Source organism: Mesorhizobium sp. WSM1343 (genome assembly GCF_055901535.1).
In genome coordinates this window covers 3,047,582-3,063,699 of sequence record NZ_CM148370.1, presented here as the reverse complement: position 1 = coordinate 3,063,699, position 16,118 = coordinate 3,047,582, and the positions used below count along the sequence as shown (strand labels likewise).

Genomic DNA, 16,118 nt, shown 5'->3' with positions numbered 1-16,118 from the left:
GAACATCGGCAAAATTTAAACCACAGCGTTTAAGTTCTGAGAAAAATCGCCAGAATTGACGAGAAACGCTCGGTTTTCTCAATTTTTTAGCGCTTGCTCACATAAGTATTTCAGCTGGGTAGATTTTTTGTGTTGCGCCGCACAATGCCGTAGCCGAACGATCTCCTGGGGGACTCGTTTGCGACTGGATATGCGCCGTGGAGGATCCCGCCAGGTTGACCAGCTTGAGCCACCCGTCCGTCGATTTCGGGCGTAGGTTCGACGATGCCTGCGCTCTGGCGGGTCTCGTCCGCCTTGGCCTGCCGCTCGAAACGGCCGGCTGGCGGCTTGGTCGCGACCATCACGCTGGCGGATGCCGCTGATGGGAAGCGCACGCGACATCCAACTGGATGCGTTGAGAGCCATCGCCGTGACGATGGTGTTGTATTCCCATTTCTTCGCCGCTGGAGGATCTTCATTCTGGGGCCATATCGGCGTGCGGCTGTTCTTCGTGCTGAGCGGCTTCCTGATCACGCGCCTGCTCCTGGAAGCGCGTTCGGCCGCCGAATTCGAGACCGGCCCCGCGCTGCGATCCTTCTATATCAGGCGGGGCTTGCGGATATTTCCGCCCTATTTCGCCGTGCTGGGTTTCGTCTGGCTGGTCGACCTGGACCAATCCAGGGGATCGCTGGTCTGGCATGCGCTTTACCTGTCGAATTTCTGGTATGCGCTGCGCAATGACTGGAACCCTTGGGTGCTGTGCCATTTCTGGAGCCTGAGCATCGAGGAGCAGTTCTATCTTGCCTGGCCGCTGGTCGTCCTGTTGGCCCCGCGCCGCCGCTTCGAACAGATCTGCATCGGCGTCATCGCACTGTCGCTGGCCTATCGCTTTTACTGGCCGCTCACCGCCAACACGACGCTGGCGCGCGACCTGCTGCCGCCGGCATCCATGGATGCGCTGGCGACGGGCGCGCTGCTTGCCTGCTGGCGATCCAGGGGCGCGGCCCTGCCGCACTGGATGCGGCTCAGTTGGCCTGCCTTCGCGGCCGCATTCCTTGTCATCGAGTGGTTTGTGCCTGCGCCCGCCGATCCGATGCTCGAATGGACCCATTGGCTGGTGCGGCAAGTCCTGCCGCTGGTGCCGCTGATGGTCATCGTCGCAGCCTGTTCGCGCGGCCTTGGCGGCACTTTGGGAAAGCTTGCCGAACTGCCGCCGCTGCTTGGCCTCGGCCGCATCAGCTACGGCGTCTATCTCTATCATCCGATATTGCTGTCGCTCGCCGTCAAGGCGCAACCCTGGATTCCGCTCAACGTCTCGGAGCAAGGGCCAGGGCGTTTCCTGGTTGCGAGTGCCGCCACGATTGTCGCGGCCTCGATTTCCTGGGTGGTTTTCGAGAGGCCGCTCAACAGCCTGAAGCGCCACTTCCCCTATGTCGCGCGCACCCGCTCCGCACAGGGCAGCCATGGCGGCTGGCTCGCGACGGCGGCTGGCGGATCGCCCGATGGCCGCACACCGGCGCTCGAACTCCAGCGCACGGATGCAAGACGATGACCGCCGCACCGCTCGTCTCCGTCCTGTTGCCGGTCTACAATGCCGGTCCCTATCTCGCCACCGCGCTGGGAAGCATCCTGCGGCAGGATCACAGTCGCCTGGAAATCATCGCGATCGATGACGGTTCGACCGACAATTCGCTCGAGATACTCGAGCGATGCCAAAAGGCCGACAGCCGCATTTCGATCATCTCGCGCGAAAACCGTGGCCTCGTCGCGACCCTCAACGAAGGGCTGGCGATCGCCCGGGGCGAACTGGTCGCGCGGATGGATGCCGACGACGTCGCCTATCCCTGGCGTTTGTCGCGCCAGGTGGCGCTGTTCGAGCGGCGGCCCGAACTGGGCTTCTGCGGCGCCGGCGTCGACATGTTGATCCGCGGCCGCATCGCCAGGGGCAGGCCCGATCCGGTCTTCCAGTTCGGCCGCATCCCCGTATTGGCGATGTTCTTCACGATCTTCATGCACCCGACGGTCGTCTACAACAGGAAGGTCATCGACGACAGCGTCCTGCACTATGACCAGGCCTACCGGCATGCCGAGGACTTCGATCTTTTCAGGCGGCTGGCCGGCCGTTACCCGGCAGCCATGATGCCCGAAAACCTGGTCGTCTACCGCGTCCATGAGGCAAGCGTGACGAGCCGGCACGTCAAGGAGATGCGCAGGACGCATTTGCGGATCGTGGCCGAGAACCTCGAGCGCGAGGACCTGGCGCAGGCCACGCGGGACCTGCGCGACATTGGCGATGCGGTCGGCCACGGCACCGTCGCCCGTGCGGCCGACTTCATCGTCGCGCTGGAGCAGGAGATTTCCTCGCTGCCGGCGGCGACGCGGCCGAGCTTCGAGGCCGGCGCGCTGAACCTGTTCTATTTCCTCTACCAGCTCGTCGCCGACGAAAAGCAGCCCGCGCTCACCCATGAATTGCTGACGCGGACCGCCAAATGGAACGTCATCCGGCGCCGCGAACAATATGCGCTGCGGCCCGGCGCCTGGGCGCCCTGGCTCAGCCGCGCTTCGCTGTCGGCCGCCAGGCAGGCCGATGCCATGGCATACTTCTTCAAATCCGCGCCCGCCGCGGCGGTTCTGGCACCTTATCAGGCGGGCTGAGGCATGATCGTCAAAGCCAACCAACCCCTGCAGCGCGATCGTTCGACGGCGCTTGGCCCCGCCCCGGCCGGTCCCCGCCCGGAACGAGCGGCGCCGGAAGTCAGCTTCATCATCTGCACGCGCAACCGCGTCGCCGTGCTCGATGCCTGCATCAAGTCGGTGCAAGCCGCATGCCGCGCACATGCCGGCTTCGCCGCCGAACTCGTGGTCGTCGACAACGGTTCGAGCGACCGCACGGCCGAACGCCTGGCCAGCATCGCGGCTGCGTCGGACATTCCGTTCACGCCCGTTTGCGAGCCGCGCCCCGGATTGGCGGCTGCGCGCAACGCCGGGCTGAGGCGCGCGCGCGGCCGTGTGCTGGTCTTCGTCGACGACGACTGCGCGGTCCATCGCGACTATCTGCGCGATCTGGAGCGACACTATGCGTCCGGGGAACAATGGCTCATCCGGGGCGGCCGTGTCGAGCTTGGCGATCCCCGGGATTTGCCGTTCACCATCAAGCGGTCGTGGGCGCGCGAGCGGCTGACGCCAGATGTTCATCCCGGCGGTTTCGTGCTGGGCTGCAACATGACGATGCACCGCGATGTCGCGGCCCGCATCGGCTATTTCGACGAACGCTTCGGCGCCGGCGGACCATTGCGGTCGGCCGAGGATACCGATTACCTCGTGCGCGCGATGCTGCTCGGCATCGCGGTCGAGTATGTGCCTGACATGACGATTTTCCATCATCACGGCCGGCGGGATCGCAAAGCCATCGAAAAGCTGCATCGCGACTACAGCCTGGGCAATGGCGGGCTCTGCCTGAAGCATGTTCGCCACGCGCCCTGGCTGCTTCGCCATTTCTACTGGGCCGCAAGAGGGGCTTTCCGGGAACTGGCGGGAGGACCCGCCTTCGATCGTGAACTCAACCTGTCGCACTGGCCGATCGTCGCCATGAATTTGCTCGGCGCGGCCAGGTTCGCGGTTCTCCTGCTGGTCAGACGGCCGCGAGCCGAACCGGTGCGCCAAGATCAACAAGCCAATGCCCAGGCGAGGTGAAACGCTGTAATGCCAATGCTGCCGCCAAACCTGCCGATGCTGTTCCGGGCGTTCGGAAAGCGGCAACTGCGCCTGCTTCCGGCGGTAGTGGTTCTCGGCCTGGTCAGCGCCGTCCTCGAAGGGTTCGGCATCGGCCTGATCATCCCGTTGCTGGGCATCATCATGGGACACGGGGATGCCGCCGGAATGGCAGGCTTCTCCGCTGTCCTCCAGCACGTCGGATCGGGCTTGAGCGAGCGCGACCGGCTGATCGTCATTTCGGCCGCCATCCTCGGCTCGATCATCCTGAAGAACGTCTTCGCCTTCGCCAACACGCTGCTGACGACCTTCATCTCCGGCAAGGCAAGCCATTCCATCCGCAGCGCCCTGTCGGAGCAGCTGTTGCGGGTCGGCTACCCGTTCTTCCTGCGGCAGAGCCCCGGACGCCTGCTCAACATCATCTCCAACGAATCCTGGCGGGCTTCCGATGCGATCCAGATCATGCTGTCGGCCATCGTCAGCGCATCGGCCGCCATCATCCTCCTGGCTTTCCTGCTGCTGCTTTCGTGGCGCATGACGCTTTTGGTCACGCTCGGACTGGCGCTCGTCCAGATCGCGCACGCCATCCTCTCAGCCAATCTGAAGGAGCCAAGCCGCAGCGTCGCCTCGCGCAACGGCCACCTCGCCTCGCAGATGCTTCACCTTGTGCATGCCGGACGGCTGATCCGCATCTTCGGACAGGAGAACCGGGAAAAGGCGATATTCGACACGGCGTCGGATGCGGTTCGCCGCGCTTCCTTCGCGCTGCTCGTGCGCCAGGGAGCGCTGCCGCCGCTGACGGAGGTTCTCCACGCCATGCTGTTCCTGGCGGTGGTGATCGGCGCCTGGCTGGCGCAGGTGAGTTTCCCGCTGATCATCGCCTTCGTCATCCTGCTCTACAGGCTGCAGCCGCATATGCGGGCCCTGCAGGGGTCGTGGAGCCAGCTGCAGGGCCTGAGCGGATCGCTTGAAGAGGTGACATGGCTGCTGGATCCCGCCGGCAAGCCGCAACCGCCGCAAGGCGCCGGGCCGTTCCACGGCCTGCGCCAGGGCATCAAGTTCGACGATGTGACATTCACCTATTCCGGCACGGACCGGCGCGAGGTGGTGCTGCATGCGGCGACATTCGAAATCCGCGGCGGCCGCTCGACGGCGCTGATCGGCCGCTCGGGCGCCGGCAAGACGACGATCGTCAATCTCCTGTGCCGCTTCGTCGAACCGGACACCGGCAGCATCCTCGTCGATGGATCGCCGCTCGACCGGATCGACGCCAGCCAGTGGCGCCGGCACATCGCCCTGGCCAGCCAGGAACTGGAACTGGTCGACGGCAGCATTTTTGAAAACATAATCTACGGCCAGGATGCCGCGACAGCCGGCGATGCCGAGGCCGCCGCAAGACTGGCCGAAGCGCATGAATTCATCGAAAGGCTGCCTCAGGGCTACGAGACCCTGGTTGGCTACAGGGGCGTCAATCTGTCGGCGGGACAGAGGCAGCGCATCGCCCTGGCGAGAGCCCTGGTGCGCGATCCCGATCTCCTCATCCTGGACGAGGCCACCAATGCCGTGGACGGGCTGTCGGAAGCGGCCATCGTCGAGACCCTGAAGTCGAGAGCCGGCCGCCGCACGACCATCGTCATCAGCCATCACCACAGCACCATCTCGTTCTGCGACGACGTGGTCATCCTGAGCGGCGGCCGCGTGAAAAAGCAGGCCCCTTTCGGCGCCCTGGCCTCGCTCAGCATGGACGAGCTTTACCAGCACGAACCGCTCGACTGAGAAGGCGCCGGGCCGGCCCGCGATCGTTTCCGGGCGTGTCTGCAGCCTCCGGCCGGCGGGTCGTCGCAAGGGTTCGAATCACAAGCCAGGGGAATTGCCGCTGGCACCTTCCGTGATCGCACCAATGCCGTGCGGGACCGAGGCGCGCTACCTTGCCTGTGCGGCGGACCTGTCGATCCGCCTGGCCGGTGCCCCATTGGACTTACTCTCCGGGTGAGGTGCCGGCCTCCCATGCACAAAAGAAAGATCTGAAGCGGGTCGCCTGAATCCTTCAGGCGCGACACGCTTCAGGTGGCGGCGCCGACATTCCTGCGCATGCGCCGCCTGCCCGTCGTCCGTGCTTTCTTCGCCATCGCCCCGGCCATCTCGACCACGCCGTCCTCGCGCGGCCTGCCATTGGTGGCCTTGTGGAGCCGCTCATAGGGCAGCAGTTCCTTGATCCGGGCATTGAGCGAGGCGATTTCGGCCTTGAGGTCCTCGCACTCCTGCCTCTGCACGTCGAACTGTATCTGTTCGGACGCCTGTTGCAGCGTCAGCTGAGAAAGGTTGGCGTTCACCTTGGAAAGACTCATCTTGTCGCTTTCGCTCTCCTGGCTCAGCGCGGACAATCTTTCATCGGCGATCTTCTTTTCGGCCAGGGCATCGTTCAGTTCGCTCTTGAGCCTGGCGATCTCGCCCGCGGCTTCGCCGTTTTCGCTCGACACTTGCTCAAGCCGCGATTGCAGGTTCTGGATCTCCGAGCTCAGCCCGCGCATTTCCGCCTGGCTGCGAGCCAGCTCGGCTTCCTTGTCGCCTTCCATCATGCGGGCCGCTTCGGTCGTTTCCGACAGTTTCGCCTGTGCCGCCTCGAGCGACTTCTGCAGCCGCATCTCCTCTTTCTCGCTCTTGCCGAGCGCCGCCAGCAGCTCCGCCAGCCGCGCTGCTTCGGTGGCATGGACCGCCGACAGCTCGTCGAGCCTGTGGCGCGCCTGCGATTCCCGCTTCAGCGCCTTGTCGAGTTCGATCGACAGGTTGACGTGCTTTTCGCGCAGCATCTTGCTTTCGCGCAAGCGCCTGTTGGCCTCGACCGTCCTGGCGGTCAGCCGCTTGGCGATGTCGCCGAACTCCGCCTCGCGTTTGGCGCTCGCATTGGCTGTCTCGACGAGTTCCAGCCTGACCGCGGCAAGTGCCGCACGAAGCGTCTCCCGGTCCTGGACCAGGCTTGTCTCGCGCTGCTGCAGCGCTTCGAACGCGCCGTCACGCTCGCGCAGTTTTTTCACCGCGTCGTGCAGCTTTTCCGAAAGCGCCCTCTGTTCGGCGGCCAGGGCGGCATTGGCGACCTCCAGCTCGTTGGCGCGCAGGATGTCGCTGTGCAGGATGTTGAGGAATTCGCGCGTCAGATGGTGTGAGGTGCCGATCTCCGACAGCTTGTCGTTGATCTCCTCCAGATAGTCCCTGGCGTCGTGGAAGAGCCCCTCGAAGGCGCTCAATGCAGCCAGCCGGGTCTGTGTATGGGCGGTCAGTCTTGGCGCGGTTTCGGAACTGTCCGCAGCGCCCGCATCCTCGGCATTCCCGGCATTGTCGTCATTTGCCGCATCGGCCTGGGGTGGCCCGTCATCGGGTGCCGCCTGGGCATCCGGCACATCGTCGCTCTCTGGCGGCGCCAGGTCGTCGGCGTCGAGACTTGCATCCAGCGCGTCCGCCAAATCGATCTGCAGGTCCTGGATTGCTTTATCCACGTCTTCAGCACGCTTGATCAGGCCTCTGAAGTTCATCGCCAAACTCCCCTTACGCATACCTCGCTTAGAACTTAACAAATTGCTAATATATCCTTACATCCGCTGCTTGCGCAGGGGAAGCCCCGTCGGCACAAAGGTAAATTTGGGACATTTTAGGGGTTTGGACGCTGCGAGCGATGCGGTGCGAGGGTGCGAAGCCGGTTCTGCCGGCGGGACAGCGCCCCCCTCTGTCCTGCCGGACATCTCCCCCCACATGGGGGGAGATTGGACGTCATGCGGGCTTTCGCCAATCGCCAACGTTGCAAGAAGAACTGAAGCGCAGAAATTGCCAATCTCCCCACTTGTGGGGAGATGTCCGGCAGGACAGAGGGGGGCGCGAAGGATCGCGGCTCCCCCTAAGTTGCCCTCACCCCGCCATGGCCAGCGGCACGGCGCTCTTGTTGGGGATCTGGATGTCGATTTCCAGCGTCGACATGGTCTCGCCGCGGTCCATCGAGACCTGCAGATAGTCCTGGTCGATCTGCACATGCTTGGCGATGACGGCCATGATCTCCTCGCGCAGGATGGAGACGAGGTCGGGCTGGCTGCGGTTGCGGCGCTCATAGGCGAGCAGCACTTGCAGCCGCTCGCGCGCCACCGGGGCGCTGGAGCGCCGCTTGAAGATGTCGAGCAGGTTCATGCCGCCCTCCTTCCCAAAAGACGATCGAGGAAGCCCTTGCGCTCGAAGGGCACGATGACCGGCAATTCCTCGCCCTCCAGCCGCCTGGCGGCGTCGATATAGGCCTTGGCAGCGGAATTGAGCGGCTCAGACAGCGTCACCGGCGAACCGAGGTTGGAGGCGCGCAGCACGTCCTGGCTTTCCGGAATGATGCCGAGCAGCGGCACCGACAGGATTTCCAGCACGTCGTCGATCGACAGCATCTCGCCGCGCGAGGCGCGTGCCGCGTCGTAGCGCGTCACCAGCACATGCTTGGCGATCTGCTCGCCCTGCTCGGCCCGCAAGGTGCGGGCATCGAGCAGGCCGATGATGCGATCGGAATCGCGCACCGACGACACTTCCGGATTGGTGACGATGACCGCCTCGTCGGCAAAGCGCATGGCGAGCTGCGCGCCGCGCTCGATGCCGGCCGGGCTGTCGCAGAACACGTAGTCGAACACCGAGCGCAGCTTGTCGATGACTTCGCCGACGCCCTCTTCGGTCAGCGCATCCTTGTCGCGCGTCTGCGAGGCCGGCAGCAGGAACAGCGTCTCGACCCGCTTGTCGCGGATCAGCGCCTGCGACAGCTTGGCCTGGCCCTGGATGACGTTGACGAGGTCGAACACCACGCGCCGCTCGGCGCCCATGATCAGGTCGAGGTTGCGCAGGCCGACGTCGAAATCGACAAGCGCCACCTTCTTGCCGGTCTTGGCCACGGCCGCCCCGAGGGCCGCCGTCGAGGTCGTCTTGCCGACGCCCCCCTTGCCCGAGGTGACCACCACTACCTTGCCCATTGAAAAGCCTCCGTTGTTGTTGTTCTTGGTCGGGCGGCCATCGGCCGCCCCAATATCGAAACGAATGTCAGCTCAGCGTCGAAACCCGCAACGCGTCGCCGTCGAGAAACGCCTGCACCGGCTTGCCGCGCGAAACGCCTTCCATCTCCTCGGCGGTGACGTACCAGCCGTCCACCGCCAGCAGCTCGGCCTCGTTCTTGCGGCAGAAGATGCGCGCGCCCCTGTTGCCCAGCGCACCCGCCGAAGCGCGCCCGCGCAGCGTGCCATAGACATGGATCGAGCCCGCCGCGATGATCTCCGAACCGGAGGCGACCGAGCCGAGCACAATGACATCGCCATGCGGATGCACGATCGCCTGGCCGGAGCGGATCGGCGCCTTGATCATCAGCGTGCCCGAAGCTTCAACCTGCGGCTCGCTATCGCCCGCCTTGCTTGCGCCAGCCTTGCCGTCGGCGACCTTGTCCGGGCCGGCTTCAGGCGCCCTGCCCTCGGCCTTGCCCTCTCCGGAAACATCCTCCCGCGCCTTGCGGGGCAGCAGCCCATCCGTCGTCGCCTCCTTGGCACCGACCAGCACCGGCGGCAGGTTAGGCGCGAGTGCGGCGTGGCCGTCGAGCTCGATGGCGTAGACGCGGATGCCGCGATGGCCAAGCACGCCGACCAGCGATTCGATCGCGGCGACATCGGGCTTCAACGTATTGAGATCAAGCACCACCGGGCGGCCGGCAAAATAGCCCGGCGAGTTGCCGATCCAGTGATCCAGCCCCTCCAGCCACACGTCCAAAGGCGCCTCCGGCGTCAATGTGAAAGCGACGAAAGAGCGGGCGCGAAAGCGAATGGATTTGGCCTCGAGGGGGGCGGCAAAGGTCACGGCTGGCGAATCCTTACTGAGAGGTAAACGCTAGCGAGGGAATGGTTAATGAATGGTTAATGGGTGGGATAGATGAGGGGCGGAACGGAGGTTCCTGAGAGCCCCCGGAGGCTTCATACGCCAAACCAGCGATGCTTCTACGAATTCTTGTTGACCGTGCGGGTGAGGCGGCGTCGGGGGCGCTGGCTACAGTCTAGGTACGACCTAGGACTATTCGCCATCCTTGTACCTCGGCTGCTCAACGAAGATCACAGAATATTATTCTGCCCGCCAATTCAGAGAATGACATTCCTAGGTTGCCGAATCGATCGCAATTCGGCGAAGAAGACAAATCGAAATGGGGGATCAGGTTCCATGCAGTTCATAAAGAATGGCCCGGACATACCTGACCGATTGCTTCAGCTGCACGAAGAAGGGCATGTCGTATTCTTTTGTGGAGCGGGAATATCGTACCCAGCTGGGTTGCCGGGGTTTGGGGGATTGGTTGACAAACTCTACGTTGGGCTGGGCGCGGCGCCAACGCCAGTCGAGAGTGTCGCCAAGAAAACAGGGCTGCACGACGCGACTATCGGCCTCTTAGAGGGGAGGATTACTGGAGGTCGTGCGGCAGTTAGAAGGCAATTGGCCGCCGTCCTAACACCCGATCTAACCCTGCCACGCGCGACACAAGCTCATGAAGCGCTGATCGTTTTGAGTCAGAACCGAAGAGGGCAACTCAGACTGGTAACAACCAACTTTGACCGCATTTTCGAAGCGGTGATCGCTGACCAGAAGCTTGAAATCCCAACGTTTCAGGCTCCCTTACTGCCTGTCCCGAAGAACCGTTGGAGCGGCCTTGTCTATCTCCACGGTTTATTGCCCAAGTCCCCAACCGACGATGATCTAAATCGGCTGGTTGTGGCGAGTGGTGACTTCGGGCTTGCCTATCTGACAGAGCGCTGGGGAGCGCGTTTCGTAAGTGAATTGTTCCGTGCCTACACTGTCTGCTTCGTTGGATACAGCATCAATGACCCGGTCATGCGCTACATGATGGATGCGCTGGCTGCTGACAGGTTGATGGGCGAAGCTCCTGCAGAGGCGTTTGCATTCGGCAGCTATGCAATGGGAAAGGAGACTGTAGCTGCGCAAGAATGGGAGGCCAAGAACGTAACGCCAATTCTATACCCAGAATTTCGGCGGCACTTCTATCTTCATGAAACATTGCGCGTTTGGGCTGGCACTTACAGAGATGGTGTTAGAGGCAAAGAATCAATCGTTACTCGATATGGAGCCATCAAGCCGATCGGGAGCACAAAGCAAGACGATTTCGTTCGCCGAATGCTATGGGCGCTAAGCGATAGCACCGGACTTCCAGCAAAACGTTTTGCTGATTTCGACCCCGTCCCTTCACTGGATTGGCTCGAACCGCTAACCGAAAGGCGCTTTGGACATCAGGATCTTTCCCGTTTTGGGATCCAGGTCAATCAAGATGAAGACAAGAAGCTTTTGTTTAGCGTCTTGGACAGGCCGACCTCTTATGTCCACGCACCATGGATGACTCCCGTTCGGCGAGCCTTTGGAAGCCTCGGCAACTGGGACAATGTGATGGAGCAAATCGCGCGTTGGCTCGCGAGACATGCCCACGATCCCAAACTGCTGTTATGGGTTGCAGCAAGGGGCGGCAAACTGCACCCTAGCTTTGAGTTCTACCTGACGCGAGAATTTGAGAAGAATCCTCCGCCTTCATCGGTGCAAAAGCTATGGAACTTGGTGATCGCAGAACGTCTAAAATCCGGGGCACGGTCGCACGATCTCTACTCGTGGCAACAAAACTTTATTCGCCACGGCTTCTCACCAACCATGAGGTTTCGGCTTCGAGCCGCGCTAACACCGTGCGTCGATCTAAGTGAGCCTTTTCGTGGATTCGACAACGAAGTTGAAGAAGAGCAGAGATCGAGTTTGAATGAATCTCGCTCAGTCTCAAATCTGGTGCGATGGGAGATTGTCCTCGCCGCCGATCACGTCCACTCTGTTCTAGACAGTCTTCGCCAGAAATCGGAATGGTCGGCAATCTTGCCACAGCTGCTGCCCGATGCCACAGCGCTGCTGCGAGATGCCCTCGATTTGATGAAGGAATTGGACGGAGCCGATGACCGTTATGACAGTTCTTACATCCATCAACCGTCAATTGGCAATCATGTGCAAAACACGGATTTCAACGACTGGACGGCATTAATCGAACTTGCGCGCGATGCGTGGCTAGCGACCGCGAAGACGAACCCGGAAGCAGCGAGAGCTGAACTCGAGAGATGGCTCACAATTCGATATCCTGTCTTTCGCCGCCTCGCGTTCTTTGCGGCTGCCCATGAACCCGACCTAATTTCTGCCGACGAAGCGCTCTCGTGGCTGCTCGCAGACAATAGATGGTGGCTTTGGACGGTTGAGACACAGCGCGAAACCATGCGACTTCTCGTTTCTTTGTCGACGCGCCTGACGTTAGTGCAGAGCGAGCTTCTGCAAGCGGCTATTCTACAAGGGCCTCCTCGCAATATGTTGCGCGACGACATGGAGCCGGAAACTCTGCAACGGGCTAGCGACAGAGAGGTTTGGCTAGCTCTGGAGAAAATCCACTCATCCGGCGCCGACTTGACTGCCGAAGCAACCAATCGCCTTCAGGCTCTCGTCAGAACATATCCGGATTGGCAATTGGCCTCCGACGAGCGAGACGAGTTTCCCTATTGGACGGGCAGCGGAGAAGAGTGGCGAACATACCGCCCAACCCCCAAGCTTCGCAGAGACTTGGAAACTTGGCTGCGTGACTACCCTTTAGTCGATGACCTTCATGAGTCCGACAATTGGTCAGAGCGCTGCACAAAAGATTTTTCGCGTACAGCATCCGCCTTGCTCGGTCTTGCCAAACAATCATTTTGGCCCGTTGATCGTTGGCGTCAAGCCTTACAGGCATGGTCCAGCCAAGATATGATCGCCCGATCATGGAGGTACGTCGCCTGTACATTGGCTGCTATGCCAAAATCTGAATTAGCAGAGCTCGCCCGCTCGATAGCATGGTGGCTGGATGAAGCCGCAAAAATACTTACATCTAACGAACAAGTACTATTTAATTTAATCGAAAGAATACTCATTGCTTACCGGCAAGAGAGCCTTCAGCACCTGGATGATGCCGTTAGCCGCGCTCTCAACCACCCAGTCGGACTCTCTACCAATGCGATCTTGCGCTGGTGGTTCAGGCAAAATATTGAAGACGGCCAAGGATTGCGGCGCGAAATGATACCGCTTCTTGACTTGATCTGCGACCCCACCGCTCCCGGCATGCAGTATGGCCGGATCACGCTTGCTGGTAGCGTCATCGTCCTTTACCGTGTTGATCCTGACTGGACCGAGCAACATCTCGTTCCCTATTTCCGGTGGCAAGAACCCGAGGATTACGTTGTAGGTATGTGGCAGAATTTTCTGCGTTCGCCACGGCTACACTGGCCCCTTTTGGATACACTAAAGAGTGACTTCCTTTCGACTGCACAGCACTACGAGACGTTAGGGAAAACATACGCGCGGCAGTATGCGGCCTTTCTAACGTACGCGACACTTGAGCCAGGAGGGACATTCACAACCAAGGATTTCAAAAAAACGACCGAAGCACTGCCGCCATCGGCGCTAGCCGAGGTAGCAGAAACCTTATTCCGCGCTTTAGAGGGGGCAGGCGAAAAACGCGCAGAGTTTTTCCGAAATCGTATCACGCTTTATATGAAGCGCATCTGGCCAAACACATTGAAAGCTAGGACACCTGCAGTCTCAGCAAATTTTGCCAAGCTCTGTTCGGCAGCGGGCGATGCATTTCCTGAGGCGTTGGCTCTGTTTAGTGACTGGCTCCAGCCTATCGATGATGTCAGCTACGTTACTCATTTGCTGCACCAGGCGGGATTGTGCACCCTGTTCCCGAACGATGCTTTGGCTTTTCTCAATCTGATCACTCCGACGAATGTTCAATGGCTGTCTGAAGATTTTAAAGACTGCCTGAAGGAAATTCGAACCGCGAATGCGGAACTTGAGCAAGATGGTCGTTTTCAGCGCCTCGTGACGCTATTGCAACAGAAAAACTTATCTTGGCCTTGATATAACCTAATCGCAAACTGCCTCCGTATACGCCCTCCCAACGCCACAGGGCTGCGTTTTTAAAACCCTTGGGGTGAGAAATTACGACCTGACCACTTGCGACTTGAAAGCAGCGAGTGCACACCATCGCCCAACTAGCATTGCCAAATAAAGCGTTTATGGAGGTCCCGTATGTCTTTGAATCCCAAGAGCCAAGAAAGTACTCCATTGCGACCATTCCTTTCACGTTTCGCGGTTGAGCGAACCGGCAGCAATGAGATCCCCGGAAGATACGCTGAAGATAAAGAATTGTGGGTCGTGAACCAGGCGGGGATTGAAGTCGCTCTCATAAAAGCAGACTTGGAGGTTGCAGAACTCGTCACAAAAACTAAAGTGAGCAATGAACAGGACGATGAAGGGAACATGCCGGGGACACACACAGCGGTTAGAAATGAGGCAGACGATACAGAAATGAGCCTCGCAATGTTATCTATTGTTACTTTGACCGAAGTGAAGTCGGAAAAGGACGATTAGTTGATATTGCTTTTCTCAAATCGAAGAGACCTGACAACTGATTTTTTGGTCGAAGAGCTCCGCCGCAGGGGAGCAACTTTTGCCCGAGTTAACCTCGAATCTGTAGGGGATTTAGCTGTCGAATGCGAAGTATTAGACAATCGTCTATCTTGGCACCTTAAGGTTCGCCGCAGGCGTTTTAATCTGGCCGACGTTAAGGCGGCTTATTTTCGAAGGCCGGGGCGCCCCGCCGTTCCTCCAGCTATTCTTGAGGCTGACGCACGACATTTTGCTGGTGAATGGTCGGCGCTTATTAGAAGCATGTGCGCCGCCCTTGAGGGGAAATGGTTCTCAGACCCTAATGCTATTTGGAGCGCCGAGGACAAGCCCAAGCAGCTTTCCAATGCAATCGCTGCAGGGTTTTCGGTTCCAAATACTTTGATATCAAACACCTTCGAAAACGTACGAAGATTCCTGGATGACGGAGATTCGATTGCTAAGCCACTTGCTTCAGGCCACCTACAAGACTCAGTATCAGAATGGGTTATATTTACCACGCGCGTCGATGCCGTCACCGAATACGATTCACCATCGATTGAACTCTGCCCTGCAATATATCAAAGGGAAATTTTTAAGCGGTGCGATATACGGATAACCGTCGTTGGCGAGAAAGTATTCGCAACGGCTATAGAATCACAATCTGAGAAGGATTCAGTGGTCGACTGGCGGAAGGGCCACATGTCGGATATAGCCCATGAAATTCATGAGATTCCAGAAACATTGGCAGATAAATGTCGCAGTCTTGTAAAGAGGCTCGGCCTTCGGTTTGGCGCTATTGATCTGATATTAGATGAGGATGGCGAGTACTGGTTCCTTGAAGTAAACCCAAACGGGCAATGGGCTTGGTTAGAAAAGCGGGTTGGGCATCCAATAACTTCTGCCATAGCAAATGAACTCATGAGTATGTAAATAATGCGCAAAGTGTTAGATTTTTTCTGGCCGACATTGGAACGTTTTACTCCTGCGGAGCAGCAGCAGGCGGCGCAGAGACTCGGAGAGCAAATAGACCATATCGGTCAGATGGATTGGGGCAGCGATACGGATACCGCTCTAGTGGAGGCCCGCCGATTGGTCGATTCAGATGATGCGCGACGTCGGACAGCCGAGGGGCGCGCCACAACATTTCTGTTACTGATCGGGGCATTGACTCCTGTGGTAACATTTCTAGGTGGGTTTTCATGGATGACGGGAGGTGATTCCGCCCTTAAATTGACGGCTTTTGTTTTGCTGTTTATCGGTGTCTGCTATCTGTTCTCGGCGGGAAGATGGTCTTTAAAGACGATTCAAGTTGGCGTTTATCACGACGTGCACGTTAGCGATATTGTGGATATATGGGAAAAGACGGAAGTTAAGCAGAATTTGTTGCGTCATATTCTACAGTCAGTCGTTAAAAACCGCAACGCCAATAATTTAAAGATCACCTGCATTACGATAGCTCATATGTTTGTGTGGCGGGCAATATTGGTCTTTTCAGCGTTCTTGCTGTTGCCTATGTCATGGGAGTTGGGATCTAAGATCGCGGCCTCTTTTTCGAGCTATCTCCGACCGCTGGTTTGCGGCTAAGCCTTAGGGAATTACCTGGCCATCACCTGGCGACTGAGCTGTCAATATGCCGTCGGCTTCATCGGCATGTAGCCAGCCACCCGCTGAGTGAGATCACGCCGGCGCCGACGATGAACGGGCCGAGAGCGACGAGGCGCGTCACCACCCCCTCAATGCCGCTTGAAATACTGCACCTCCCGCCCATGCTTCTCCGCCGCCTCGCGCGCATCGAATGTCTCAAAATTCCGCCGTTTACCGGTCTTCTCGTCTTTCTTGCGTAAATACAGCCGGTATTTTCCGCCTTTCAGTTTCCGGATCATCTCGCTCTCCCTGGCTAGGATTTGGCCCTGATCAGGATTTCCCCTTGCCAT

General features: G+C 59.5%; 13 protein-coding genes. 8 read left to right on the top strand and 5 right to left on the bottom strand.

Translation table 11 applies throughout. The features are described 5' to 3' along the window. The first annotated feature begins 361 nt into the window (after positions 1–361). From AC0NIL_RS14800 to AC0NIL_RS14785, 4 genes are read left to right on the top strand one after another with little or no spacing between them, the layout of a single operon-like run. Positions 362–1,531 carry an acyltransferase family protein gene (locus tag AC0NIL_RS14800; RefSeq protein ID WP_024501681.1) on the top strand — a complete coding sequence of 390 codons (1,170 nt, stop codon included), beginning with the start codon at positions 362–364 and terminating at the stop codon, positions 1,529–1,531. Beyond that, complete coding sequence (locus AC0NIL_RS14795) at positions 1,528–2,634, top strand: glycosyltransferase family 2 protein (protein WP_275952615.1); 1,107 nt, start codon at positions 1,528–1,530, stop codon at positions 2,632–2,634. Before AC0NIL_RS14800 ends, AC0NIL_RS14795 begins: the two co-directional genes overlap by 4 nt. A gap of 3 nt (positions 2,635–2,637) precedes the next feature. Next, positions 2,638–3,672 carry a glycosyltransferase family 2 protein gene (locus AC0NIL_RS14790; RefSeq protein WP_473572154.1) on the top strand — a complete coding sequence of 345 codons (1,035 nt, stop codon included), beginning with the start codon at positions 2,638–2,640 and terminating at the stop codon, positions 3,670–3,672. Positions 3,673–3,681: 9 nt separating this feature from the next. After that, positions 3,682–5,466 (top strand): ABC transporter ATP-binding protein, encoded by a 1,785-nt coding sequence (locus AC0NIL_RS14785; RefSeq protein WP_275952613.1) that lies wholly within the window; start codon positions 3,682–3,684, stop codon positions 5,464–5,466. 287 nt (positions 5,467–5,753) lie between these two features. On the opposite strand, the gene AC0NIL_RS14780 is transcribed toward AC0NIL_RS14785, so the two are convergent. The 4 genes from AC0NIL_RS14780 to minC all read right to left on the bottom strand — a co-directional run bounded on the left by AC0NIL_RS14780 (position 5,754) and on the right by minC (position 9,543). Then, complete coding sequence (locus tag AC0NIL_RS14780) at positions 5,754–7,220, bottom strand: coiled-coil domain-containing protein (RefSeq protein ID WP_275952612.1); 1,467 nt, start codon at positions 7,218–7,220, stop codon at positions 5,754–5,756. A gap of 370 nt (positions 7,221–7,590) precedes the next feature. Continuing rightward, positions 7,591–7,863: a cell division topological specificity factor MinE gene (gene minE / locus AC0NIL_RS14775; RefSeq protein WP_024501686.1), complete on the bottom strand. Its 273-nt coding sequence runs from the start codon at positions 7,861–7,863 to the stop codon at positions 7,591–7,593. Continuing rightward, the gene (gene minD / locus AC0NIL_RS14770; protein WP_013530671.1) at positions 7,860–8,675 is read right to left on the bottom strand and encodes a septum site-determining protein MinD; all 816 of its coding nucleotides are present in this window, start codon (positions 8,673–8,675) and stop codon (positions 7,860–7,862) included. The genes minE and minD overlap by 4 nt, the downstream gene beginning before the upstream one ends. A gap of 67 nt (positions 8,676–8,742) precedes the next feature. Next, positions 8,743–9,543: a septum site-determining protein MinC gene (gene minC / locus AC0NIL_RS14765; protein ID WP_473572157.1), complete on the bottom strand. Its 801-nt coding sequence runs from the start codon at positions 9,541–9,543 to the stop codon at positions 8,743–8,745. Between the two features lie 354 nt (positions 9,544–9,897). Between minC and dsr1 the strand changes: the two genes are divergently transcribed. From dsr1 to AC0NIL_RS14745, 4 genes are all read left to right on the top strand, one after another. Beyond that, complete coding sequence (gene dsr1 / locus AC0NIL_RS14760) at positions 9,898–13,653, top strand: anti-phage defense-associated sirtuin Dsr1 (protein ID WP_473572158.1); 3,756 nt, start codon at positions 9,898–9,900, stop codon at positions 13,651–13,653. A gap of 171 nt (positions 13,654–13,824) precedes the next feature. After that, entirely contained in the window at positions 13,825–14,166 is a 342-nt protein-coding gene (locus AC0NIL_RS14755; RefSeq protein ID WP_473572159.1) for a hypothetical protein, read from the top strand. Further along, positions 14,167–15,114, top strand: a complete 948-nt coding sequence (locus AC0NIL_RS14750; protein WP_473572160.1) for an MvdC/MvdD family ATP grasp protein — start codon at positions 14,167–14,169, stop codon at positions 15,112–15,114. 3 nt (positions 15,115–15,117) lie between these two features. Continuing rightward, positions 15,118–15,768: a hypothetical protein gene (locus AC0NIL_RS14745; RefSeq protein WP_473572162.1), complete on the top strand. Its 651-nt coding sequence runs from the start codon at positions 15,118–15,120 to the stop codon at positions 15,766–15,768. Positions 15,769–15,917: 149 nt separating this feature from the next. Here the strand turns inward: AC0NIL_RS14745 and AC0NIL_RS14740 are convergent, their stop codons facing one another. Continuing rightward, entirely contained in the window at positions 15,918–16,067 is a 150-nt protein-coding gene (locus tag AC0NIL_RS14740; protein ID WP_473572164.1) for a hypothetical protein, read from the bottom strand. Positions 16,068–16,118 lie beyond the last annotated feature (51 nt).